Below are 22,443 nucleotides of genomic sequence, written 5' to 3'. Positions count from 1 at the left end.
CGCAGCTAATCGCAGAGTTCGCCGCAGTTCTTGCCGCCACCAGGCCCATCCAGTAAATATCCGCACGTCGTGATCGAATCGTGACCAACTGAGGCGGGTACCAGCAAAATCTCTTTAGGGGACTTGGGGAGCATCGATTGCGGCCTTGCGGATCGCCGCAAAGATATCCATCGTTGCCAGCGATCTCACCCTGACGGCAGTCACCTCCGGCGGCTAGCATGTGCGTGGCGTCAATGCTGTTACTGCCAGGCGGGAGTTCTGATGGTCGAGATCCACTTGGAACGGACGATCGCAGCACCTGTGGAACAGGTCTTCGATTGGCTGGCCGACCCGGTCAATCTGGCCGCCTCGCCGTTGGCCCTCAGGGGCAAATGGGCCAAGGGCACATCCGGCCCGGGCCCCGGTGCGTTGCGCGAGGTTATCGCGGTCGGCAGCTGGTTCCGCGAAGAGCTCACGGTCTACGACCGGCCACACAGCTACAGCTACCTGATCGTCCGGTCGATCCCGCCGTTCAATCACGACGGCGGCACTCTGACATTCACTGCCGCGGGCGATGGGACGCACGTCGACTGGCTGACCAACTACACCCACCCGGCCGCAGCGGGAGGCAAGGTGCTGGAGGCGCTCACCCGCCGACTGTTGCGATCAAGTTTCCTCGCAATCCTGAACGCGTGCGCGAAGGCGCTCGAGAAGTAGCGCCGACTTCTGCGGTAGCCCAACGCTTTGGCGTGGCTGTCAATGACGCGGGACGACGGAGTCGGCCAGTTGTGCGCCAATCATGACTGCGACGAGGATCAGCACCAGCGCGATGGTTGGCCACACCCACATGAGTCGTTTGCGCGATGCCGCGATGATGATGCCGCCGACGGCGATTAGCGCCGCGACTCCGACACCGCCCCACGTCACCGCGTAGGCCCAATCGAGCGCCGAGGTGTCGCAGTTGTTGTTTGAGCACGGATCGGTCGCCATCACGAAAAAGAAGGAAAACGAAATCGACAGAACTCCGGCGATCGCGGCGAGCACGAACATGATGACCGTGGCGATGGTGTCGCCCGTCGAGCGCTGCTTGTGTTGGGGAGGCTGGGGGACATGCGGATCCTGCGATGCCGTCATGCATCAGTTATGCCCAATCCCCGCCTCAGTAATCACGCGGTAATGCCGCGACCATGATTTCGACCTGGGCGCGGCTGAGCGCGGTGACGCTTCCGTCCGGCAGCCCGAGAACCCGGTCGACGGCCAATCCGTGCAGCTTGAACCTGTTGGCTAAGATCTCGATGGCTTTTTCCCTGCCGGGCTCGTCGGTGGCGTCGATGATCTGGACCACGTTGGAGTTGATGCGCGCGGCCAGGCCTTGAATCATGTCGGCGACACCTTCGGGGTCGAACGTGTGGAAGACGCCCTCGGCTACTCCATCGGCGATCAGGCGGGTGAGCAGCGGCCGGGTCAGTCCTTCGCTCACCGCGATGATGCGCCCGTACAGGTGTGCGTTTCCGGGTCGCAACAGCGAGACCATCGCCGCTAATTGCTCGGGCGTCCCCATCTGCATCTTGACGTCAAAACCGGCCTGCAACAGCGCATTCAGCCGATCCAAGGCATTGCCGTCACAGCCGGCAGCAGCCCGTTCGATCGCCGCGAGTTGGCTGCGGGCGCTGCGTTCGGCCAGCGTCGTGATGAGCGCGTCCTTCGACGGAAACCAATGATAAAAGGCGCCTTTGGAGACACCGGCATCCGCGATCAGGTCGTTGAGGCTGACATTGTCGTAACCGCGTGCAACGAACAGCGCGACGGCGCGATCCAGAATCTCGGCACGGCGGACGTCGGGATGCTTAACTACCCGCGGCATCCGCCCGATCCTGCTCGACCGGTTTCGCGACCCATCCCACGTAGGTCAGGTACAAGCCGACCAGCGCGATTCCGGCGAAGATGGCCCGCACCAGCGGAATCGCATTTTGTTCCATGCTCTTGCCGGCCTCGTCGTAGACATCAGGTATCGCCAGGATGAGGATGCCGCGGATGGCGAGAAACCATCCGAGCAGCGACACTAAAACTGCTGCGACACTTCGCCAATACTGGTGAAAGGCGATGATGACGCTGCCCCACAGCAGCAGCAGCGCCCCAAGCTCCCACTGCCACATCGGATCACTGCTGAACTCCCGCAGCAGCACCGGCATCTGCGATGTCGCCCGCACGGCGATGATGGACGGCACGATCAAAAAGAACGGCCCGAAGGCGCGCGCGAACATCCGGGTACGGATCTGCGATGGATCTGGCTCGCTCATTGCTACCTCCACTGACGGATGCCCGAAACGATAACCGACCAGTGGTCGGTATACAAGACCATCGGTCGGTCAGCCAGATACGGGTGTTTGCCCGCTGGCGGGGTATTCGGGGGAGATGGACATTGCCAAGGACATCAAGGACTTCTTGATGTCCCGACGGGCCAGAATCCGCCCTGAGCAGGTGGGCCTGCCGCCGGGTCGGCGGCGGCGGGTGCCCGGATTGCGGCGTGCGGAAGTCGCCCAACTGGCCGGGGTGAGCATCGAGTACTACACGCAGGTCGAGCGGGGGAACGTGGCCGGCGTCTCCGACGACGTCCTGTATGCCGTTGCCCGGGCACTGCAACTCGGTGAGGCGGAGGAAACTCATCTGTTCGATCTTGTTCGTGCCGCCACCGGCAAGGGTGATCGAACCCGACCGGCACGCCCGGCCGGCCAGACCATGCCCGACGGTGTTCAGGCATTGCTGGACAGCATGGTCACCGCGCCGGCAATCGTGATCAACGGCCACCTCGATCTCGTGGCCGCCAACGCGCTCGGACACGCGCTCTACGCACCAGTCTTTTCCGGCGCGAAGGCGACGCCGAACCTGGCACGCTTCATGTTTTTCGATGCCGCCGCCGATCAGTTCTTTCCCGATTGGGCCCGTGAAGCCGACGACGTCGTTGCGCTGCTGAGAGCCGAAGCGGCACGTTCGCCAGACTCGCCCCAGGTCACCAGCCTTATCGCCGAGCTCAAGACCCGCAGCGACAAGTTCCGCACTAGTTGGGCGGCCCACAATGTCAAAGCACATCGCCACGGCGTTAAGCGATTCCGGCATTCCGACGTCGGAGAACTGTCGTTGACCTACAACGTCTTCGATATCACCGGCGTGGGCGGATTGTCGTTGATCGGCCATACCGCGCAACCGCATTCACGGTCTGACGAGGCGTTGACGCTGCTCGCCAGTTGGACCGCGACCGACCACGAGTTCAATTCGGACATCCGCAACGACAACGCGTCCAGGTAGCTACGATCGCCGGATGTCGGTTGCGCTGCTTCGTGAGATGTTCGACCGGATGGTCGTCGCGAAAAATGCCGGGCTCATCGAGCACTACTACCATCCCGACTTCGTCATGTCGTCCGACGGATTGACGCAGAACTTCGGCGAATTCCGCGACAGTCACCGCGAGATCTACACCACGCCAATCAGCTACGCGATCGAGTACGACGAGCAGGCGTGGGTGGAAGCCGCGGACAAAGTCGCCGGCCGGGTGTGGATCACCACGTCACGTCCGGGTGAGACGCCGACCCGCATCGAGGTCGTGCTCATCGCCGCGTTCCGCGACGGGCGGATCCACCGGGTCTGAGAGACAACGTGGCCAAGTTGGCGCAACGTGGCCGCACTCGAAAAGTACTGAACGCTATGGTATTTCGCGCTAATCCTTCAGGCGCTGCGCCAACTGCTCGGCGGCGTACCGGCCGCTGAGCACCGCACCAATGACGGTGGACGGATTGTTGACACCGATCGCCTCGCCCGCCAGGTAAAGCCTGTCGCCAATGGGTTCCTGCAGGCGGCGCCGGTCGTCCGGCCCGGAACCGGGCGCATGGAATGAATAGCTGCCCCGCGCATATGGGTCGGTGGTCCAGCTCGAGGTCAGGACTTGCACCGGCGAGATCTCGTCGCCAAAAAGCTGACGAGCGATCGGCAGCGCCCGGGCCGTCACGTCAGCCGGAGAAGATGACTCCACCAATCGGCCGCGGTCGCCGGCGTTGAACGCCACCACGATCGGACCGGCGGCGCCCGACAAGGCGAACCACTGCGCCCATGCGCCCGGGTCGGTCCCCATGAAGAGATAAAAGGCGTTGTCGGTCTTCCACGTTCGCCGGTTGAAGCGGAAAAAGGTCTTGGACAGCGCGCCGAATCCCAGCGCATTCACCGCGCGGGTGTATCCCTCGGGAAGCGGCGGGTCGAAGGCTATCGACCCTGCTTTGAGGACGCCGAGAGGAACCGTGACGATCGCGGCGGGCCCTTCGAACGATTGGTTCCCGGCGTGCACGATGACGGAGTTGTCGCGCCGAGTGACTGCGGTGACCGGTGTCTTCAGGACGATCTGAAGTCCGTCGGCGAGCAGCTTCGGCAGGGCGTCGTAGCCGTTGGTGATGACGGCTTGGTCGCCATCGGCGTAGTCACCGTCGTCAAATGTTGTGGCGGAGAGCTGATCTGCACCAGCCGCGAATTCGTCCTCGACCTCGGTGGCGACGAAGAACGCCAGCTGGGCGCGATCCGAGGCGGAAAGCTCTTCGCGTTTCGCTGCGGCGTCGACGGCGGCCCCGAGACTCCCGCCGGTGACACGGTCACAAGCCTGCTCGACGAACCGGCGCCAAGGGTCAGGGTCGTAGTCCACCGGTGGTAACCGGCGATCCACCGCGAGCTTTGCCCACCCGTAATAGTCGGTCGGGATGACCTGAACCTGTGCCTTGCGCGCCAGCTTCATCATCGGACCGTCGGCAGTGCCGTGGATCCAGGACGCACCCATCTCGATCGGCACACCCCAGTCGCGGTTGGTGTAGACGCGGCCGCCGACGCGATCGCGGGCTTCGATCAGCCGCACCGGCCACCCCGCGTCGACGAGACTGCGCGCTGCGGCCAAGCCCGCCATGCCCGCGCCGACGATCAGGACCGACTGGGTATCCGGTTTGATCTCCGGCGGCGGGGGCGGCAAGGACTCGGAATGTTCACGCGGTGTGCAGGCGGCCGCCAGCCCACCAGTGACCGTGCTCATCGTTGCTGTGAGCACCGCCCGACGGGGCATCGGGGACATGACGGTTAGCCTCTCACATGGAAAACGGCGCCGTACCGCAGTTTGCTCGTTGCCGAGACATTGTGTGCTGTAATTCGGCGCGCGGGTTCGAAGAAATTGCATAGTTGGACGCCCGTGCCGATATAAGATTGTTGAATCCGGGGGTGCGGCAACGGGGCCGTGTTCGAGGGGGGAGCTGGCGATGAGTGCTCGGCGATCAATCCGTGTGGCCGACCCGCTTCCCGACGTACTGCCGCCGAGTCGCACCCTGACCGTCCGCGCGGTCGACGGCACTCCGTTGCACGCGGAGGTTTTCGGGCCGCCCGACGGCTATCCGATCGTGTTGAGCCACGGCATCACCTGCGCGATCAGAGCGTGGGCGTACCAGATCGCCGACCTGTCGGCCGATTACCGGGTGATCGCGTTCGACCACCGCGGCCACGGCCGCAGCGGTGTCCCGCGCCGCTGCGGGTACAGCCTCAACCACCTTGCCTCCGACTTGGATTGCGTGTTGGAGGCGACGGTGGCACCGCACGAGCGTGCGGTACTGGCCGGCCACTCGATGGGCGGCATCACGATCGCCGCGTGGTCGGCGCGCTACCGCCACAAAGTCCATCGGCGCGTCGATGCCGTTGCGCTGATCAACACGACCACCGGTGACCTGGTGCGCCAGGTGAAGCTCTTCTCGGTGCCGGGCCAATTGTCGCCGGCACGCGTGATGGCCGCGCGCAGCCTGATCAACGTGTTCGGTGGATTCCCGATCCCCAGTGCGGCGCTGCTGGCCAGTCGCTCATTTGTCGCGATGCTGGCAGTCGGCAAGGATGCCGACCCAAGCGCTGCCCGACTCATCCACGAGTTGTTCGCACGGACATCGCCCGCCGGGCGCGGTGGTTGCGCGAGGACGCTGGTCGAATCGCTGGGCTCGCGGTACCTCGACCTGTCCGGGTTGACGGTGCCGACCCTGGTCATCGGCAGCGAACAGGACCGGCTGACGCCGATCGGAGCCTCCCGCGAGATCGCACGGACCGCGCCCAACGTCGTCGGCCTCGTCGAGCTGCCCGGCGGCCACTGCTCGATGCTGGAACACCACCGTGAGGTCACCGGCCAGCTGCGGTTGCTCGCTGAGTCCGTTGCCCTGCCGGTCGCGCAGATCAGCTCATAGCAGGGCACTGACCGCGGCGGCCGCTCGCCGGCCGGACCGCACGGCGCCGTCGAAGAACCCGGTCCACTCGTCTGCGGTCTCGGTGCCCGCCCAGTGAATCGGCCCGACCGGTTCCCGCAGCCACGACCCGAATCGCGTCCACGAGCCCGGCGGCACCGCCGCGGTCGGACCGCCCGGAGCGAAATCCTCAGTACCCCAACGATGGTCCACATAATCGAGAGGTTTGAGTGCCTCGTCGCCGAACAGCGACGCAAAGCAACGCAACGCGTCACGGCGGCGCTGGTCGGTGGGCAGCGAGTCGAACGCCCGGGCGTCGACAAATCCCATCAGGATGCCCGGCCCGTCGGCCTGCGGACTGACATCGAAGGTGATGAACACCGGCCCCCGGTCGGAGAGCGCTTGTCCGGAGAATCCGTTGGCCCGCCAGAACGGGGTCGAATACGCGGCGAAGGCCTTGCTGAGCCGGCCCTGCGGCCATTGCCCGGCCAGTTGCTGGTACTCGACGGGCAGCGGGGGAGTGAACTCGATGGACGCACGATGAGCCGGCGGGATTGCGACGATGACGAACCCGGCGTCGGCCTGGCCGCGCTCGGTTGTGACCGTGACGCCCGAACCGTGCCGCTCGATGCGGCGGACCGGGGCGTTCAGCACGACACGCTCGCCCAGTTCGTCCGCCGCTGCCTGCGCGATCCGCTGCGTGCCCCCCTGGAAATGGTCCTGCTGGGCACCGTCCTCGACGTCGAGCAGCCGATCCAGGCCACCCGCGGCGCGTACGTAGCGCACCGCATGCAGCATCGACACGTCGTCGAGTTCGCATCCCCAGGTCACCCGGGCCATAATGGCCATCAGGTCGCGAGACGAGGCGGTGGCCCGCACCGAGCGCAACCACTGCCCGAAAGACACGTCGTCAAGCTCACGGGCGCGGTGCGCATGCCACGGCGCGTCCACCGGAATGCCGCGGGCAATTCTTTCGAATTGCCAACGCAGCCTGCCGATGTCGAGCAACCCGGTCAACGAAAGTTTGGGGATGGTGCCCCGGTAGGACCGCGTCCAGCCACGCCAGTGGATGACGTTCTTGCCGTCGTGGTGCGTAGGCATGGTCGGGATCTGCAGCTCGGCCGCCAGCTTCAGCACGGCGTCCTGAGTCGGACCGACAAACGCGCCGCCCATGTCCACCGGCAATCCTGCGACGCTACCGGTGAACGATCGCCCGCCGACCCGGTCGCGGCCTTCGAAGACCACCACGTCGTGGCCCTCTTGAGTCAGCTCTCGCGCCGCCGTGAGGCCGGCAAAGCCGGCGCCGATCACAACAACATCGACAGTCCACGACGGCATCGTCACATCCTCTAGTGAACCCCATTGTGCTGTGCCAGCGGTACCCAGCTCCTGGGCTACCGTCGGCTTGCTGCGGGGATTCACCCCCGAACGTGCCGACAAGGTCGACTTTCGGCGCGAAAAGGCTACGGCGCAACCGTTAGCCAGTCGGCGAAACCGGACGGGTCGTGGCGGCCCAGCGCGCCATGCTCGTAGAGGCCCCAACCCTCGACCGGAGCCTTGGCGCCCTCGGTGCAGACCGCGCGACCGACATGGTCGATCACCCCGAAGCCGGAGCGTCCGATGATCGCCGGGTCGGTCATGTCGTAGGTCAGGCGTTCGGCGAACTTCTCGCCCTTCCACATGCCGTGTATCCAGTCCGAATCGCCACCGTAGCCGCCACCGACGTGAATGGGCACCGGTAATTTGGACTCGACGTCGAAGTGGATGGGGCCGCCGTCCGGAGTGGTTGCGTCGATCGTGGCGCCGGTCGGAATGCGGGTGCCGGAGCGGTAGTGGATCTTGACCCGGGGCCAGCCCAGCTGCTCGACACGGCCGTCGCGCCAGATCCGGGTACAGTCGTTGAGCGAGCGGAACCCGTTGGGTTCTTCCTGGATGATCAGCACGATGGCGAAGTCGTCGAAAGCCATTGGTACGTATAGCCACCACATGCCCTCGAACGGCGGGTCGGCTGGCCGGCCCGCGGGCTCCGCCTCACCGATCGGCCGGATGCCCCACGACCGGTCGCGGCTGCCCAGCCAGGTGTTGGGGTCGACTGTGATTTCCTCGCCGTCGACAACGATGTGCCCACTCCAGCTGCCGAGCTGGGCGAAACGCTGCGCGTCCAGCGTGACCCGGTTGCCGGAGCGCAGGACGTGTGGCTGTTCCTGGACTACGTCGAATAGACCCTTCCAGGTGAGATCGGCTGCAATGCCCTCGGTTTCGTCGAGGACAATCCGCAGCTGGTGTAGCGGATCGATGACCTCGACGCGGTAACCGTTGACGTGCTGGTTGAGCCGGTCTTGATCGATGGCGTCCGAAAGGTGCACCGCGGTTTGCGTGTCCCCGCGCCTGATGAGCACGAACGCATCCTTGACGCCGAGGTTGGGGTAGTAGCCAATGCCGCTGATCAAGAAGATGTTTCCGGTGCGGTCGTGGGCGTTGTAGTAGGACCGATCATAGAAGTTGCGGTCCGAGGAGCCGGGCCACGCGATCGGCTGGGGGATCTGGTGTACCGGGTACTCGTCGAGCGGTCCGAGCATTACTGGTCCTCTCCGATAAGACGTTTCATCAATCCGGCGTGATAGAACAGCGACTCGACGTCGTCGGGCTTTTCGGTTTCGCCGAAGTGCACCCGCCGCGCACCCGTGCGCATGAACACACACGCCCACATCACGCCGGAGTACACGTAGAACCAGCGCAGGTCGCCCACGTCGACGCCGGTAAGTCGCTGGTAGGTGGCGCGCACGTCCTCCTCACGCATCACATCGGGCAATCCCGGCAGCCCCGCAAGCCCGGTGAGCTCCTGGAACACCATGTGCGCGTAGATCATCCACGCGACATCGAGCTCGCGCGGACCCAGCGTCACCATCTCCCAGTCCAGCACGGCCACCGGCGCGAAGTCGCGGTACAAGACATTGCCCACTCGTGCGTCGCCCCACAACAACACGGGCTCGCGAGCGTCCACTTCCGTTGGCCAGTTGTCGTCCAGCCAGGCGAATGTGCGTTCCAGCAGCGATGATCGGCCGATGTCCGGCACTGCGAAGTCGTACCAGTCCCGCACCCAGTTGTAGTGCCGACGCAACGCGGTATCGCCCTGCTGCCCTTCGGATAGGAATCCGAATGTGTTCTGGGCGTTGGGAATTGAATGCAGCTTCGCCAGGACCCCAACTGTGGCATCCTGAAGTTCGCGCTGTTGCTCGACGGGAGCATCGGCGAACCAGTTGTTGCCGAAGGTGTAGGGCATGACGTCGGGCGGTACCACGCCGGCGACGTAGTCCATCACGAAGAAGGGTGTGCCCAGGACGTCGCCGGTGGACTCGAGCCAGCGCACCGGCGGGACCGGCACCTCGGTGATTTCGCCGACCTTGCGGATCACCTCGAATTGGTGGTCAAGGCGATAGGTGGGGAAGACCTGCACGTCCTCGGCGCTGGGCGCGACCCGCGTAACCAGCTTCTGCTCGATCGACTGCCCACCGTCGGTCCAGCGGGCGGTCAGGATGATCGTTTCCGACGACATGCCGGTCGAGTCGACGCCGCTTTCGACGGTGACGTCGGGTGTCGCGCCGTCGGGTAGGACGGTGGACAGCCATTTCGACATCACCGCCGGCAGCGTCGTGACGTCTCGGCTGGAGCGCTGAAGCCGGTCGACGTTGTCGAGCACAGGTTCATTGGCCACGGGGTGCCTCCATTCGTTGAGACCTTTCGCGGCAATTACGATACGGTAGGTAGCGTTATGAAAGCAGACCCGTCCGACCTTGACAAGGCCCCAGGTGCGGGGCGCCCCCGGGATCCGCGTATTGACTCTGCCATCCTGGCGGCGACCGCGGAACTGCTCGTGGAAATCGGCTATTCGAACCTCACCCTGGCCGCCGTCGCTGAGCGGGCCGGCACCACAAAATCGGCGCTGTATCGCCGGTGGTCGAGTAAGGCGGAGCTGGTGCACGAAACGGCGTTTCCAACGGCGCCCAGCGCGCTGGAGACGCCGGCCGGTGATTTTGCCGCCGACCTGCGGATGATGATCGAGGCGGCGCGGGATGTGTTCACCACCCCGGTGGTGCGGGCGGCGGCGCCGGGGCTGGTAGCCGACATGACGGCCGATTCCGAGCTCAATGCACGGGTGATGTCGCGCTTCAACGACTTGTTCGCCGCGGTGCGGGTGCGGCTACGTGAGGCCGTCGACCGAGGTGAGGCGCATCCCGATGCGGATCCGGACCGATTGATCGAGCTGATCGGGGGAGCGACGATGCTTCGGATGCTGCTGCGCCCGGACGAAAAGCTGGACGAGCTGTGGGTGGAGCAGACCACCGCCATCGTCGTACACGGGGTGACGCGATGACCCAGCGACTTGCCGGGCGTGCCGCGATAGTCACCGGCGGTAGCCGCGGTTTGGGCCGCGCCATCGCGCTGGCGTTCGCCGCCGAGGGCGCGGCCGTGGCGGTGGCCGGACGCACCGAGCAGGTGTGGGATGACCGGCTGCCGGGAACCATCGGCGAGACGGTCGGCGCCATCGAGGCGGCGGGTGGGCGCGCGGTAGCGGTGCGCGCCGATCTGACCGACCGAGACGACGTCGCCCGGTTGGTGGGTGAGGCCCGAGATGCGTTGGGTCCCATCACCGTTCTGATCAATAATGCGGCGTTCACCGCGCCAGGCCGTCCGCCGGTCCCCGGTGGACAGCCGCGCGCGAAGCTCGCCAAGCCCGCCGGTGCCGCCAAACCCGGCTGGCCGGGGTTCGTCAGCACGCCGTTGTCGGCGTTCCGCCGCCACTTCGACATCGCGGTGTTCGCGGCCTACGAGTTGATGCAGATGGTGTCCCCGGACATGATCGATGCCGGCGGCGGCTCGATCATCAACATCACCTCGGTGGCGTCGCGGCTGCCCGGCGACGGACCGTATCCGCAGCGAAACGGCGCTGTGCTGCCTGGCTACGGCGGATCCAAGGCGGCGCTTGAGCATCTCACCCAATGTGCGGCGTTCGACCTGGCCGATCACAACATCGCCGTCAACGCGCTGGCGCCGTCGAAGCCGATCATGACGCCCGGCTTGTCTTACTACGCAACGGCGTTCAATGACACCGCGCCGGAGGATGAATTCGCCCGGGCAGCAGCGCAATTGGCGTTGGTAGATCCCGCCACCGTCACCGGGCGCACCATCGGTCACCACGAGGTTCTCGACGGCAGTTTTCGGCCCTTTGCCGTCGGCTAGCGGTCGGCCCGCCCGATGCCGTCGATCCCTGGCCACACGACCGCCTGACGTGCAAGGATGAATCAAGCCTGTGCCGCAACGGCATAGGAAAAACGGCGAGTGGTGCCAAATGCCCGATAAGCCGACGGGGCGCGTCGTTGCGCTCATCGTGCTGTTGATCGTCGTTGCTGCTGCCCTGCGCGGATATCTTCCGGCTCGCGATCATGCAACGCGTGCCGAATCTGGTGGTGGCCGGGCGGCGCTGGTGTTCGTCGTCGTCCTGCTCAGTGCGTCGCTTGCGATGTTGGCAGTCGCGGTGATCGCGCGATTGCGGGATCCCCGTGCGGTGGCGCCGAAAACGGCGGATCTCTCCGAAATGCTCGGCACCGGTGGAGGGCGACCGAGCTGGCGGGTGTTGTTGATCGGGCTCGCGGTGATTGTCGCGTGGCTGTTGATTGCGATGCTGCTGGCCCGATTGTCACTGCACTACGGTGCTCCTCCCGCCGACCATGCACCAGGAGCCGGCACGCAGCCGCACACCGCCGCACCCTCGCCGCAGCACCGGCCCCCGCACGACGACAACGGCAACATGCTGGGAATTCTGTTGGCCACCACGGTTCCGATGATGCTGATCCTCGTCGCCGGGACGCTGATCATGTCCCGGCGCAGATTGGCCGCCACCACCCTGCACACCCTTACCGATGACGTCGACTATCGGCCGCCGGTGCGGCAGTCGGAATCCCTGGTGCGCGCGGCCGAAGTCGGGCTGGCCGAGATGTCGGACCGCACGCGTGAACCGCGAGAGGCCATCATCGCGTGCTATGCCGCGATGGAACGCGAGCTCGCGAATGTCCCTGGAGCTGCTCCGCAGGAGTTCGATACACCGACCGAGGTGCTGGCTCGCGCCGTCGAACGCCATGCGCTGCATATCGATAACGCCATTCAATTGGTGAACCTGTTCGAGGAAGCACGATTCAGTCCGCACGTGATGAATGAGGGGCACCGGGACATCGCGGTCGACGTACTGCGGCTGGTTCTCGCCGAGCTTCGGAGCCCGGTATGAAAAGGCTGATAGCTCTGGGTGTTTGCTTCATCATCGGAGCGGAACTCTTGGTGCTGATCGTGCACGATCGCCCATTCGTATTGGTGGCCTCCGGTGTCGCGCTGGCCCTGGTATTGCTCGACGTTCGCCGGCTGCTGGGGCACGGGACCGAACCCGGGCGCGATCTGAACGCCGACGAAATTGGGGATTCGCTGCGTCGCTGGCTGGCCACCACCGAAACGACGATTCGCTGGGCTGAGTCCACCCGTGCGGACTGGGACCGGCATCTGCGTCCGATGCTGGCCCGCCGGTACGAAATCGCTACCGGTCAACGCCTTGCCAAGGATCCGAAGGCCTTTCAGTCGACCGGCCGCATGCTGTTCGGCACCGAACTGTGGGAGTGGGTCAATCCCAACGACATCAGCCGCACCGGCGACCGTCAGCCCGGTCCCGGCCGGGCCGCGTTCGAAGAGATCCTGAGGAGGCTGGAGCAGGTATGACAGAAGGTGCCACGATGCCGGCCGCGACCACCACCGCGCACTGCGAGGCGGTGCTCGACGAAATAGAACGTGTGGTGGTGGGGAAGCGCTCCGCGTTGACGCTGATCCTCACCGCGGTGCTTGCGCGCGGCCATGTACTCATCGAAGATCTCCCCGGACTGGGCAAGACACTGATCGCGCGATCCTTCGCCGCCGCGCTAGGTCTGCGATTCACCCGAGTGCAGTTCACCCCGGACCTACTGCCGGCCGACCTGCTCGGCTCGACGATCTACGACATGCAGTCGGGCCGCTTCGAGTTTCGCGCCGGACCCATCTTCACCAACCTGCTGCTCGCCGACGAGATCAACCGCACCCCGCCCAAGACCCAGGCGGCGCTGCTCGAGGCGATGGCCGAAGGACAGGTCAGCATCGACGGCGAAACCCACAAGCTGCCCACCCCATTCATCGTCTTGGCCACTGACAACCCGATCGAGTACGAGGGCACCTACCCGTTACCTGAGGCGCAGCTGGATCGATTCGCGATGCGGCTAGAACTGCGATACCTCTCCGAGCGAGACGAAACCTCGATGCTGCGCAGGCGTCTCGACCGCGGCTCGGCCGAGCCGACGGTCAATCAGGTGGTGGATATCCACGATCTGCTGGCGATGCGCGAATCGGTCGAGCAGGTGACGGTGCATGAGGACGTCTTGAATTACGTGGTGTCACTGGCCACCGCTAGCCGGCGCCATCCGCAGGTCGCGGTCGGTGCCAGCCCGCGTGCCGAACTCGACCTGGTTCAGCTCGCCCGTGCGCGCGCGCTTTTGCTTGGTCGCGACTATGTGATCCCCGAAGACGTCAAGGCGCTCGCCGTCCCGACGGTCGCGCACCGGATCACCCTGCGCCCGGAGATGTGGGTGCGCAAGATCCAGGGCGCCGACGTCGTCGGAGAACTGTTGCGGCGCTTGCCGGTACCTCGCACCAGCGCGGAGCCCGGGTAGCTCGCGGTGAACGGTAGCGAGGTCGAGTTCCGCTGGCGTGCATCGCCATTGACACGGGCGATCGCGACCTGTGCGGGCGCTGCGCTCGCCGCCGCCGTGATCGGCGCGCATTGGCAGCTCATCGCGTTCGCGGCGCCCCTGCTCGGTGTGCTGTGCTCGATCAGCTGGCAGCACCCGGTGCCGAAGATCCACGTGCATGGGGAGCCGGAGTCGCAGCGATGCTTCGAGGGCGAGTGAGCAAGGGTGACGTTATTGGCGGCCCAGGAATCCGGGGCGCCGGTCCCGTGGGCTGTCGAGCTCACAGTTCCCGCCGTCGACGGCATGGAACTCGAAGTCGTCGCTTCGGAGCCCCCGTACGCGAAAACGGTTGCGGCAGTGGCGCAGCGCTGGGGACGGTACGCGGTCGGAGCGCGGGTGGACGCGGTCGCGCGCGGCGGTCTGTTGACGGGCACGGCCACCGTCGACGCCGCCGATGTCATCGTGTTTCCGTTGACGCCGCCGCAGTCGACACCCATCCCGCGAACCGAGCTGCTCGACCGCCTCGGCGCCCACCTGACTCGCCATATCGGCCCGGGTGTCGAGTATGCCGATATTCGCCCCTACGTTCCGGGTGACCAACTGCGGGCAGTCAATTGGCCGGTTAGCGCGCGTCGCGGTCGGCTGCATGTGACGGAGCGACTGACCGATCGCGCCGCTGATGTCGTGGTGCTGATCGACGGATATCGGCAGCCTGCGGGTCCGGCAACCGACGCCACCGAACGAGTTGTGCGCGGCGCCGCTCAGGTAGTGCAGACCGCGTTGCGCTACAGCGATCGCGCGGGAATCGTCGCGCTCGGAGGTAATCGTCCGCGGTGGCTTGGCGCCGACATCGGTCAGCGGCAGTTCTATCGCGTGCTCGATACCGTGCTCGGCGCGGGCGGACGATTCGAAAACACCACCGGCACACTGGCTCCGCGCGCGGCGGTCCCGGCCGGGGCGATCGTCATCGCGTTCTCCACACTGCTGGACACGGAATTCGCACTGGCGCTGATCGATTTGCGTAAACGCGGTCACGTCGTGATAGCCGTCGACACGCTCGACAGTTCTCCATTTGAAGACGAACAGGATCCGCTGGTGGACCGGCTGTGGGCGTTGCAACGCTCCTCCATGTACCGCGACATGGCAACCATCGGTGTCGACATCGTCTCTTGGCAGACAGGCCACACTTTGGAGCAGTCGATGGGCGTGATGCCGGATCGTCGCCACCGGGTGCGCGGACGGCTTCGGGGGTAGCGATGCCATCGGTCGCGCGATTCGGGGTCCATGCTCTGGCAACGGCATTCGGCTTTCTGATGGTTGGCTTGGCCGCGGCGGGAACCCATGGGCCGGCATTAGCCGCCGGGATAGCCGCGGTGGTTACGGTGGGCGCCGGGATGGTGTTTCGCCCGGCCGCGACGGTTGCCGTGCTGCTATCGGTGACCACGATCGTGATGTCCGAGCCGCCATATATCTACATCGGACTGTCGGGGCTTTGCGCGGCCGCCTACCTAATCTGTCGCCACGCAGCCGGAATGCCGGACGCGGCCGTGATGGCAAGCTGGCCGACAATTATTGCCGCAGTGGGATTTACATTCGTCGGCGTGGTTGCGATGTCGTTCCCGCTGCACCTGCCGTGGGTGCCGTTGGCGGCGCCGCTGGCAGTGCTGGCCATCTACGTGTTGGCTACTCGCCCGTTCCTGGGTTGACCGCGTTGTTGCCTGACAACGCGGCGAGTCATCTTCAGTTTTCCCTGCAGTTTGTTGTTTTCGTAGGTCTGTCGAAGTACCTGGAAGGATTTTAGTCCTGGCCGCCCGGTTCGGGTGTGAGGAGTATGTGGTGGCACGCGGTGTTGACGACGCCGTGGCACAGGGGGGAACCACAGTGAGCCAGGAATCACACACGACCGACTTCATCGTGGTGGGCGCAGGTGCATCGGGCAGTGTTGTCGCCCGCCGATTGTTGGACCGCGGTTACTCGGTGCATGTGCTGGAAGCCGGTCCTCCCGACACCAATCCCGATATCCACACCAGCTCCGGCTGGCCGGCGTTACTGCACAGCGGTCAGGACTGGGTATTCATGACCGCCCCGCAACGGCACGCCAACAATCGGCGCCTGTACTGGCCGCGGGGAAAAGTGTTGGGTGGAAGCAGCTCGCTCAACGGACAGATTTACATGCGGGGCCATTGCAGTGATTACGATGGTTGGGCCCAACTCGGCTGTGCGGGATGGGATTTCGGTAGTATCTTCGGTCTATTCTTGCGTTCGGAGGATCACGTCGACGGCGCGAGCGGGTGGCATGGCGCGGGCGGACCGTTGCCGGTCGAGCGGATCACTCGACCGAACCCGACATCGGTTGCGTTCGTCGAAGCCGCGAACGACCTTGGCCACCGGTTCATCGACGATTTCAACGGTCCGCACCAGGCTGGGGTCGGGTACAGCCAGGTGACGACCCGCAATGGCCGCCGGGCCAGCGCATGGCAGAGCTTCATGGCTCCGGTGCTGGGCGATCCGCGGCTGACGGTGACCACCGGCGCACTGGTGCAGCACGTCGTAATCCGTAGCGGGCGCACCGTTGGGGTGCAATACGCCGTCGGCGGACAGATCCGTCGAGCCTGCGCCGAGCGTGAAGTGATACTCAGCGCGGGCACCCTAGGGTCGCCAAAACTACTGCTACTCAGTGGTATTGGGCCAGCCGAACATCTCGCCGAAGTGGGTGTCAAGGTCGTGGTCGATCTGCCCGGGGTAGGGGAGAATCTGCACGACCATCTCCTGGTGAGCAATATCTACGAAGCATCCCGGCCGATGGAGCCGGCGCACCACAACCTGCTCGAGTGCCAACTATTCACCTCCAGCGCATATTGGCGGGGTCCGGGCCCTGACCTGCAGCCGGTGTTCATGCACGTGGTGTATCCGGCCGAGGGTTACCCGGTGCCGCGCAACGGGTACACGATTGCTCCCGGCATCATCCGCCCCCGGTCGCGGGGCACACTTCGGCTGGCTTCATCTGATCCGGCCACTGCGCCCTGGTGTGATCCCAATGTCCTAGCCGAACCCTACGACCTCGAAGCGCTGGTCGACGCCGTGGAGATCTGCCGCGAGATAGGTGCCAGTTCGGCTTTCGACGACTGGCGGTATGCCGAGGTGGCGCCGGGGCCACGGGTGCGCACCCGTGACCATCTCCGCGAATACGTGCGACGGGCGCTCGGCACTTACCACCATCAGGTCGGAACGTGCCGAATGGGCGTCGACGATGATGCCGTCGTGGCACCAGATCTCAGGGTGCGCGGCGTCGAGGGACTGAGAGTCGTCGATGCGTCGGTGATGCCGTCGGTCACGGCCGGCAACACCAACGCGCCCGCGATCATGATTGGCGAGAAAGCATCCGATCTGATCGCGGGAATGCCCGCGAGTCAGCGCATTACTGCAATAACCGCGCGGCGTGATCGGCGAGATCGAGCAGCGGTTGCGGGAAGATTCCCAGAATCACGGTGATCGCGGCGCAGATCGCGATCGCGATCTTGCTGAGGATTCCGGGTGCGACGACCTGTGGGGTGTCGTCGGTTGGCTCGGTGAAGAACATCAACACGATCACCCGGACATAGAAGTAGGCGGCGACGCCGCTGGCGATCACACCGATGATGACCAACGGCACGGCGCCGCCTTGCGCGGCGGCCTTGAACACGGTGAGCTTGCTGATGAATCCACTAGTCAATGGGATACCGGCGAAGGCCAGCAAAAACATCGAAAGCATCACGCCCACAATGGGAGAGCGCTGTCCGAGCCCCGCCCAATGCGACAGCTTGGCGTCCTCGACACCGTCGGAGTTGCGAATCAGACCGACGATGGCGAACGCGCCGACCGTGCTGAAGCTGTACGCGACCAGGTAGAACAATGTCGCCGCAAGGCCGGCCTTGTTGTCGGCAATCACACCGGTGAGGATGAAACCGACGTGGGCGACCGACGAATAGGCCAGCATGCGCTTGACGTCGGCCTGGGTCACCGCGGTGACGGTGCCGACGGCCAAGGTCAGGATCGAAATCGCCCACAGCACCGGGCGCCACTCCTCGTGCAGCGGCGGCAACGCGACGTAGACCACGCGTAGCAACGCGCCGAATGCCGCGACCTTGGTCGCCGCCGCCATGAACCCGGTGATCGGGGTCGGCGCACCCTGGTACACGTCTGGAATCCACGAGTGGAAGGGCACCGCACCAACTTTGAACAACAGGCCGACCGACAACAGTGCGACGCCGACCAACGCCATCGAGCTATCGCCATGGGCCGCAAGCGAATCCCGGATACCGGTCAGCAGCAGCGTGCCAGTCGCGCCGTAGACCAACGCCACGCCGTAGAGAAAGAACGCCGACGAGAAGGCGCCCAGCAGGAAGTATTTCATTGCCGCTTCCTGCGACAGCAGCCGCCGGTGACGCGCCAGCCCGCACATCAGGTACAGCGGCAGTGACAGCACTTCTAGCGCAACGAACATCGTCAACAGGTCGTTGGCCGCCGGGAACACCATCATGCCGCCGACGGACAGCATCAGCAGCGGGAAGAGCTCGGTCTGGGCGGCTCCGGCACGTTCGGCCTCACGTTCGGCGTCACTGCCGGGGACCGCGGAAGCCTGCGGGGTAAAGGCATCCAGCCCCCAAGCACGCGCAGACACCCCCGCAGCGACTGCCACCCTGCTGGCGGTCTGGGCCATGTTGCTGCGTTCGGCGATGAAGATGACGGCCATCACGGCCACCAGCACCACGGTGCCCTGCAGGTACAGCGTGGGCCGATCGATGGCCACCGCGCCCAGGACCGCGCTGCGACCGGACGCGGGAAGCGAGCGGCTGACCGCGATGTCGGCGACGAACGCCGCGACCAAACCACCGAGAGCCAGCGTTACCTGGGAGATGTAGCGAAAGTTTCTGGGCAGGAACGCTTCAGCCAGTACGCCGAGCACCGCGATGCCGAAGACGATGAACATCGGGCTTAGCAAGAAGTACTCGATGCTGGGGGTGGGAAGGGTCATTGGTGCGGTCCTTCGGCTGTCCTGGGTACGCCCACTTGGACGGTCGGCGGGGGATCATGCTGGCCGATGGTGATCATTGTGTGGTCCACCGCGGGGTTGATGATGTCGAGCACCGGCTTGGGATAGACGCCCAGCACAAATAGCAGAGCCAGCAACGGTGCGACGACGATCAGCTCGCGCAGCCGTAAATCACTGATTTTCTCGTTGCCTTCGGCCACCGGTCCGGTCATGACGCGCTGGTAGAGCCACAGCATGTAGATCGCCGCCAGGACCAGCGCGGTCACCCCGAATGCGCCGGCCAGCCAGTACCGGTTGAAAGTGCCCAGTAGAACCAGGAATTCGCTGATGAACGGGGCCAGGCCGGGTAGCGACAGGGTGGCCATGGCGGAGACCAGGAAGGTGCCGGCCAGGATCGGCGCCACCTTCTGTACTCCGCCGTAGTCCGCGATCAGCCGGCTGCCCCGTCGGGTGACCAGGAATCCCGCGATCAGGAACACTGCCGCCGTGGACAGGCCGTGGTTGAGCATGTACAGCGTCGAACCGCTCTGCCCCTGGCTCGTCATCACGAAAATACCGGCGATGATGAACCCGAAGTGCGAGATCGAGGTGTAGGCGATCAGGCGCATCATGTCTTTTTGCCCGATCGCGACGACCGCGCCGTAGATCACCCCAATGATGGCCAGCGTCACGATCAGCGGGCGGAAATACGTTGACGCATCGGGGAACAGCTGCAGGCAGTAGCGCAACATCCCGAAGGTGCCGACCTTGTCCATCACCGCTGTGATCAACACAGCCGTCGCTGGCGTGGCCTCGACCGCGGCGTCGGGCAGCCAACGGTGGAACGGCCACAGCGGAGCCTTAACGGCGAATGCGAACATGAAGCCCAGGAACAACGCCTTGAACACCGCGGGGTCCACGCCCGCGAAGCGGCCCGAGGAGACACCGGTCACGATCTCCCGGAAGTCGAAGGTGCCCGAACCATGTTGCGCGGTCACCACATACAGCCCGATCACCGCCGCCAGCATGATCAGGCCGCCGAACAGGTTGTACAGCAAGAACTTCACCGCGGCGCGTGAACGTCCGGCGCCCTTACCGAAGCCGCCGATCAGGAAGTACATCGGGATCAGCATCGCTTCGAAGAACACGTAGAACAGCAGCACATCCAGTGCGGTCACCGAGATCAGCACCATCGACTCGATGGCTAGCGTCAAGGCGACGTAGGCGTGCACGCCTCGGGTGCCCTCGCCGCCGTCGTTCCAGCCCGCCACCAGCAGCAGCGGAATCAGGATGGCGGTCAGCAGCACCAGCACCACCGCGATGCCGTCCACGCCGAGGTTGTAGCCGGCGCCGAAGGTGGGAATCCAGGAATGCTTTTCCAGGAATTGGTAAGGGGCGCCACCGGTCTTGAAGCCGAGCGCGACGACGAGCGCGACTGCCAGCGTCAGGATGCTGACGACCACGCCGGTCCACTTGGCCAGCTGCCGCAGCCCGGGCGGCATCAGGATGATGATGATGGAACCCGCCAGCGGCACCAGCCACAGCACCGACAGCCATGGAATGTTCGAGCTCACCACAGTTGCACCGCCAGGATCGCCGCGACCAGCAGGGTGGCGCCAGCCAACATCGACAGCGCGTAGGAGCGGGCGAAGCCGGTCTGCATCCCCCGCAAGCGATTCGAGGTCCGGCCGACCAGTGCAGCCAGGGCGTTGACCGACCCGTCCACGCCCGCGTCGTCGAATTCGACCAGCGCGTCGGTCAACTGCGCGCCAGGGCGCATGAATACCTCCTCGTTGAAGGCATCGCCGTACAGGTCTCTACGTGCGGCCGTGGTGAGCACCGATACCTGAACGGGAGCGACTCTGGGGATCTCAGACCTGCCGTACTTCTGATAAGCCACCAGGATTCCCACCGCGACCACCGCCAGCGCCAGCGTTGTGCTGATCCAAGCCGGTAGGGCGTGCGTGCTTTCTTCATGGGCACCCACGACCGGTTCCAGCCAGTGCGGCAGGGTGCCGCCGATGGCGAACAGGCCGCCGGACAACACCGACCCGAAGGCGAGCAGGATCATCGGCCCGGACATCAGGGCCGGCGCCTCGTGCGGGTGGCTGCCAGGGGCCCAACGCTTTTCGCCGAAGAAGGTCATCAGCATCACCCGTGTCATGTAGAACGCGGTGATGCCCGCACCCAGCAGCGCGGCTCCGCCCAGCGTGTAGCCGCGGATACCGCCGGCGCCCAGTGCCGCTTCAATGATGGCGTCCTTGGAGTAGAAGCCCGCGAACGGAGGCACGCCGATGATCGCCAGGTAGCCCAACCCGAACGTGACGAACGTGACGGGCAAGGCGGCGCGCAGGCCGCCGTAGCGGCGCATGTCTTGCTCCTCGTGCATCGCGTGAATGATCGAGCCCGACCCGAGGAACAACCCGGCCTTGAAGAAACCGTGGGTGAGCAGATGCATGATCGCGAACGCGTAACCGGCGGGACCGAGTCCCGCGGCCAGCACCATGTAGCCGATCTGGCTCATCGTCGATGCCGCCAGCGCGCGCTTGATGTCGTCCTTCGCGCAGCCGATGAACGCCCCGAACAGCAGGGTCACGGCGCCGACGAGGACCACGCCGAGTTGGGCGCCGGGAGCGAGGTTGTACAGCGGGTTGGACCGCACGATCAGATACACACCGGCGGTCACCATCGTGGCGGCGTGGATCAGCGCGGACACCGGAGTCGGGCCCTCCATCGCGTCACCCAGCCAGGCCTGTAGCGGAACCTGCGCGGACTTGGCGCAGGCACCCAGTAGCAGCAGCAACCCCATCGCCGTCAGCACGCCGCGACTGGCGGCCGGCGCGCCGGCGAAAACACCGGCATACGAGAGGGTTCCGAACGTGCTGAACATCAAGAACATGCCCAGCGCCAGGCCGGCGTCGCCGACCCGGTTCATCACGAACGCCTTTTTGGCCGCCGTGGCCGCCGACGGCTTGTGATACCAGAAGCCGATCAGCAGATAGGACGCCAGGCCGACGCCTTCCCAGCCGACGTAGAGCACCAGGTAGTTGTCGGCGACGACTAACAGCAGCATCGAGGCCAAAAACAGGTTGAGGTATCCGAAAAACCTTCGGCGGTCCGGATCTTCGGCCATGTAGGCGACCGAGTAGATGTGGATCAACGAACCCACGCCGGAGATCAGCAGCACGAAGCAGATTGACAACTGATCGATCTGCAGCCCGAAGTCGACTTGGAATTGTTCGACGGGGATCCAGGTGAACACCGTCTGATGGATAGCGCGGTGCTCACTGTCGCGGCTCAGTAATTCCGACAGCAGACCGGCGCCCACTCCGAATGCCCCCAGTGCGGCGAACACACCCAGCCAATGTCCCCAGCCGTCGGTGCGTCTGCCGCCGAACAGCAAGATTGCGGCGCCCGCCAGCGGTAGTGCTACGAGCAGCCAGGTCAAGTGTGCGAT

General features: G+C 65.1%; 21 protein-coding genes and 1 pseudogene. 12 read left to right on the top strand and 10 right to left on the bottom strand.

From position 1 onward, the window contains the following. The first annotated feature begins 261 nt into the window (after positions 1-261). Positions 262-696, top strand: a complete 435-nt coding sequence (locus DB708_RS05240) for an SRPBCC family protein (protein ID WP_108920873.1) — start codon at positions 262-264, stop codon at positions 694-696. A gap of 39 nt (positions 697-735) precedes the next feature. Here the strand turns inward: DB708_RS05240 and DB708_RS05235 are convergent, their stop codons facing one another. Genes DB708_RS05235 through DB708_RS05225 form a run of 3 tightly spaced genes read right to left on the bottom strand, consistent with a single transcriptional unit; the run spans position 736 to position 2,279 of the window. Beyond that, positions 736-1,113 (bottom strand): hypothetical protein, encoded by a 378-nt coding sequence (locus tag DB708_RS05235; protein WP_108920872.1) that lies wholly within the window; start codon positions 1,111-1,113, stop codon positions 736-738. A gap of 25 nt (positions 1,114-1,138) precedes the next feature. Then, positions 1,139-1,843 carry a TetR/AcrR family transcriptional regulator gene (locus DB708_RS05230; RefSeq protein ID WP_108920871.1) on the bottom strand — a complete coding sequence of 235 codons (705 nt, stop codon included), beginning with the start codon at positions 1,841-1,843 and terminating at the stop codon, positions 1,139-1,141. Beyond that, a complete protein-coding gene (locus DB708_RS05225; protein WP_108920870.1) occupies positions 1,827-2,279 on the bottom strand; it encodes a hypothetical protein in 453 nt (150 codons plus the stop codon). The genes DB708_RS05230 and DB708_RS05225 overlap by 17 nt, the downstream gene beginning before the upstream one ends. Positions 2,280-2,394: 115 nt before the next feature. Here DB708_RS05225 and DB708_RS05220 point away from each other — a divergent pair, with 115 nt between their 5' ends. Both DB708_RS05220 and DB708_RS05215 read left to right on the top strand, forming a co-directional pair. Continuing rightward, positions 2,395-3,285, top strand: a complete 891-nt coding sequence (locus DB708_RS05220) for a helix-turn-helix domain-containing protein (protein ID WP_108920869.1) — start codon at positions 2,395-2,397, stop codon at positions 3,283-3,285. A gap of 13 nt (positions 3,286-3,298) precedes the next feature. Beyond that, the gene (locus DB708_RS05215; protein ID WP_108920868.1) at positions 3,299-3,625 is read left to right on the top strand and encodes a nuclear transport factor 2 family protein; all 327 of its coding nucleotides are present in this window, start codon (positions 3,299-3,301) and stop codon (positions 3,623-3,625) included. Positions 3,626-3,694: 69 nt separating this feature from the next. On the opposite strand, the gene DB708_RS05210 is transcribed toward DB708_RS05215, so the two are convergent. Next, positions 3,695-5,041 (bottom strand): flavin monoamine oxidase family protein, encoded by a 1,347-nt coding sequence (locus DB708_RS05210; RefSeq protein ID WP_338103952.1) that lies wholly within the window; start codon positions 5,039-5,041, stop codon positions 3,695-3,697. A gap of 220 nt (positions 5,042-5,261) precedes the next feature. On the opposite strand from DB708_RS05210, the gene DB708_RS05205 reads away from it, so the two are divergent. Next, positions 5,262-6,221, top strand: a complete 960-nt coding sequence (locus tag DB708_RS05205) for an alpha/beta fold hydrolase (protein ID WP_201263420.1) — start codon at positions 5,262-5,264, stop codon at positions 6,219-6,221. Here the strand turns inward: DB708_RS05205 and DB708_RS05200 are convergent. From DB708_RS05200 to DB708_RS05190, 3 genes are all read right to left on the bottom strand, one after another. After that, complete coding sequence (locus tag DB708_RS05200) at positions 6,216-7,562, bottom strand: flavin monoamine oxidase family protein (protein ID WP_108920866.1); 1,347 nt, start codon at positions 7,560-7,562, stop codon at positions 6,216-6,218. The two genes, DB708_RS05205 and DB708_RS05200, sit on opposite strands and share 6 nt — an antisense overlap. Positions 7,563-7,681: 119 nt before the next feature. Then, the gene (locus tag DB708_RS05195) at positions 7,682-8,797 is read right to left on the bottom strand and encodes a hypothetical protein (RefSeq protein ID WP_108920865.1); all 1,116 of its coding nucleotides are present in this window, start codon (positions 8,795-8,797) and stop codon (positions 7,682-7,684) included. Then, positions 8,797-9,933 carry a phosphotransferase family protein gene (locus tag DB708_RS05190; RefSeq protein ID WP_108920864.1) on the bottom strand — a complete coding sequence of 379 codons (1,137 nt, stop codon included), beginning with the start codon at positions 9,931-9,933 and terminating at the stop codon, positions 8,797-8,799. Before DB708_RS05190 ends, DB708_RS05195 begins: the two co-directional genes overlap by 1 nt. Before the next feature lie 57 nt (positions 9,934-9,990). Here DB708_RS05190 and DB708_RS05185 point away from each other — a divergent pair, with 57 nt between their 5' ends. The 8 genes and pseudogenes from DB708_RS05185 to DB708_RS05150 all read left to right on the top strand — a co-directional run bounded on the left by DB708_RS05185 (position 9,991) and on the right by DB708_RS05150 (position 17,467). After that, positions 9,991-10,593 (top strand): TetR/AcrR family transcriptional regulator, encoded by a 603-nt coding sequence (locus DB708_RS05185; protein WP_108920863.1) that lies wholly within the window; start codon positions 9,991-9,993, stop codon positions 10,591-10,593. Further along, a complete protein-coding gene (locus DB708_RS05180) occupies positions 10,590-11,459 on the top strand; it encodes an SDR family NAD(P)-dependent oxidoreductase (protein WP_108920862.1) in 870 nt (289 codons plus the stop codon). Before DB708_RS05185 ends, DB708_RS05180 begins: the two co-directional genes overlap by 4 nt. A 109-nt stretch (positions 11,460-11,568) precedes the next feature. Then, entirely contained in the window at positions 11,569-12,501 is a 933-nt protein-coding gene (locus tag DB708_RS05175) for a DUF4129 domain-containing protein (RefSeq protein ID WP_108920861.1), read from the top strand. Beyond that, positions 12,498-12,980, top strand: coding sequence for a hypothetical protein (locus DB708_RS05170; protein WP_108920860.1), 483 nt, complete (start codon positions 12,498-12,500; stop codon positions 12,978-12,980). Before DB708_RS05175 ends, DB708_RS05170 begins: the two co-directional genes overlap by 4 nt. Before the next feature lie 14 nt (positions 12,981-12,994). Then, on the top strand, positions 12,995-13,957 hold the full coding sequence (locus DB708_RS05165; protein WP_108921002.1) for an AAA family ATPase: 963 nt from the start codon (positions 12,995-12,997) through the stop codon (positions 13,955-13,957). 6 nt (positions 13,958-13,963) lie between these two features. Continuing rightward, a pseudogene (locus DB708_RS05160) lies at positions 13,964-15,229 on the top strand (DUF58 domain-containing protein). Between the two features lie 2 nt (positions 15,230-15,231). Beyond that, positions 15,232-15,681 (top strand): hypothetical protein, encoded by a 450-nt coding sequence (locus DB708_RS05155; RefSeq protein ID WP_108920859.1) that lies wholly within the window; start codon positions 15,232-15,234, stop codon positions 15,679-15,681. A gap of 130 nt (positions 15,682-15,811) precedes the next feature. Further along, the gene (locus DB708_RS05150) at positions 15,812-17,467 is read left to right on the top strand and encodes a GMC family oxidoreductase (protein WP_235616634.1); all 1,656 of its coding nucleotides are present in this window, start codon (positions 15,812-15,814) and stop codon (positions 17,465-17,467) included. Here the strand turns inward: DB708_RS05150 and nuoN are convergent. From nuoN to nuoL, 3 genes are read right to left on the bottom strand one after another with little or no spacing between them, the layout of a single operon-like run. Further along, positions 17,394-18,989 (bottom strand): NADH-quinone oxidoreductase subunit NuoN, encoded by a 1,596-nt coding sequence (gene nuoN, locus DB708_RS05145; RefSeq protein ID WP_108920857.1) that lies wholly within the window; start codon positions 18,987-18,989, stop codon positions 17,394-17,396. The genes DB708_RS05150 and nuoN overlap by 74 nt on opposite strands. Further along, positions 18,986-20,560 (bottom strand): NADH-quinone oxidoreductase subunit M, encoded by a 1,575-nt coding sequence (locus DB708_RS05140; protein ID WP_108921001.1) that lies wholly within the window; start codon positions 20,558-20,560, stop codon positions 18,986-18,988. Before DB708_RS05140 ends, nuoN begins: the two co-directional genes overlap by 4 nt. Then, a complete protein-coding gene (gene nuoL, locus DB708_RS05135; RefSeq protein ID WP_108921000.1) occupies positions 20,557-22,443 on the bottom strand; it encodes an NADH-quinone oxidoreductase subunit L in 1,887 nt (628 codons plus the stop codon). The genes DB708_RS05140 and nuoL overlap by 4 nt, the downstream gene beginning before the upstream one ends.

Origin of the sequence: Mycobacterium montefiorense (assembly GCF_003112775.1) — a bacterium.
GTDB classification, from domain to species: Bacteria; Actinomycetota; Actinomycetes; order Mycobacteriales; family Mycobacteriaceae; genus Mycobacterium; species Mycobacterium montefiorense.
This window is presented reverse-complemented; position numbering and strand designations above follow the sequence as displayed.

Bases quoted from the DNA above. Each gene is read 5' to 3' on its own strand.
- DB708_RS05215 (WP_108920868.1), top strand. From the start codon at position 3,299: ATGTCGGTTGCGCTGCTTCGTGAGATGTTCGACCGGATGGTCGTCGCG.
- DB708_RS05165 (WP_108921002.1), top strand. From the start codon at position 12,995: ATGCCGGCCGCGACCACCACCGCGCACTGCGAGGCGGTGCTCGACGAA.
- DB708_RS05185 (WP_108920863.1), top strand. From the start codon at position 9,991: ATGAAAGCAGACCCGTCCGACCTTGACAAGGCCCCAGGTGCGGGGCGC.
- DB708_RS05205 (WP_201263420.1), top strand. From the start codon at position 5,262: ATGAGTGCTCGGCGATCAATCCGTGTGGCCGACCCGCTTCCCGACGTA.
- nuoN (WP_108920857.1), bottom strand. From the start codon at position 18,989: ATGACCCTTCCCACCCCCAGCATCGAGTACTTCTTGCTAAGCCCGATG.
- DB708_RS05195 (WP_108920865.1), bottom strand. From the start codon at position 8,797: ATGCTCGGACCGCTCGACGAGTACCCGGTACACCAGATCCCCCAGCCG.
- DB708_RS05170 (WP_108920860.1), top strand. From the start codon at position 12,498: ATGAAAAGGCTGATAGCTCTGGGTGTTTGCTTCATCATCGGAGCGGAA.
- DB708_RS05155 (WP_108920859.1), top strand. From the start codon at position 15,232: ATGCCATCGGTCGCGCGATTCGGGGTCCATGCTCTGGCAACGGCATTC.
- DB708_RS05180 (WP_108920862.1), top strand. From the start codon at position 10,590: ATGACCCAGCGACTTGCCGGGCGTGCCGCGATAGTCACCGGCGGTAGC.
- DB708_RS05240 (WP_108920873.1), top strand. From the start codon at position 262: ATGGTCGAGATCCACTTGGAACGGACGATCGCAGCACCTGTGGAACAG.
- DB708_RS05210 (WP_338103952.1), bottom strand. From the start codon at position 5,041: ATGAGCACGGTCACTGGTGGGCTGGCGGCCGCCTGCACACCGCGTGAA.
- DB708_RS05230 (WP_108920871.1), bottom strand. From the start codon at position 1,843: ATGCCGCGGGTAGTTAAGCATCCCGACGTCCGCCGTGCCGAGATTCTG.
- DB708_RS05225 (WP_108920870.1), bottom strand. From the start codon at position 2,279: ATGAGCGAGCCAGATCCATCGCAGATCCGTACCCGGATGTTCGCGCGC.
- DB708_RS05235 (WP_108920872.1), bottom strand. From the start codon at position 1,113: ATGACGGCATCGCAGGATCCGCATGTCCCCCAGCCTCCCCAACACAAG.
- DB708_RS05175 (WP_108920861.1), top strand. From the start codon at position 11,569: ATGCCCGATAAGCCGACGGGGCGCGTCGTTGCGCTCATCGTGCTGTTG.
- DB708_RS05220 (WP_108920869.1), top strand. From the start codon at position 2,395: ATGGACATTGCCAAGGACATCAAGGACTTCTTGATGTCCCGACGGGCC.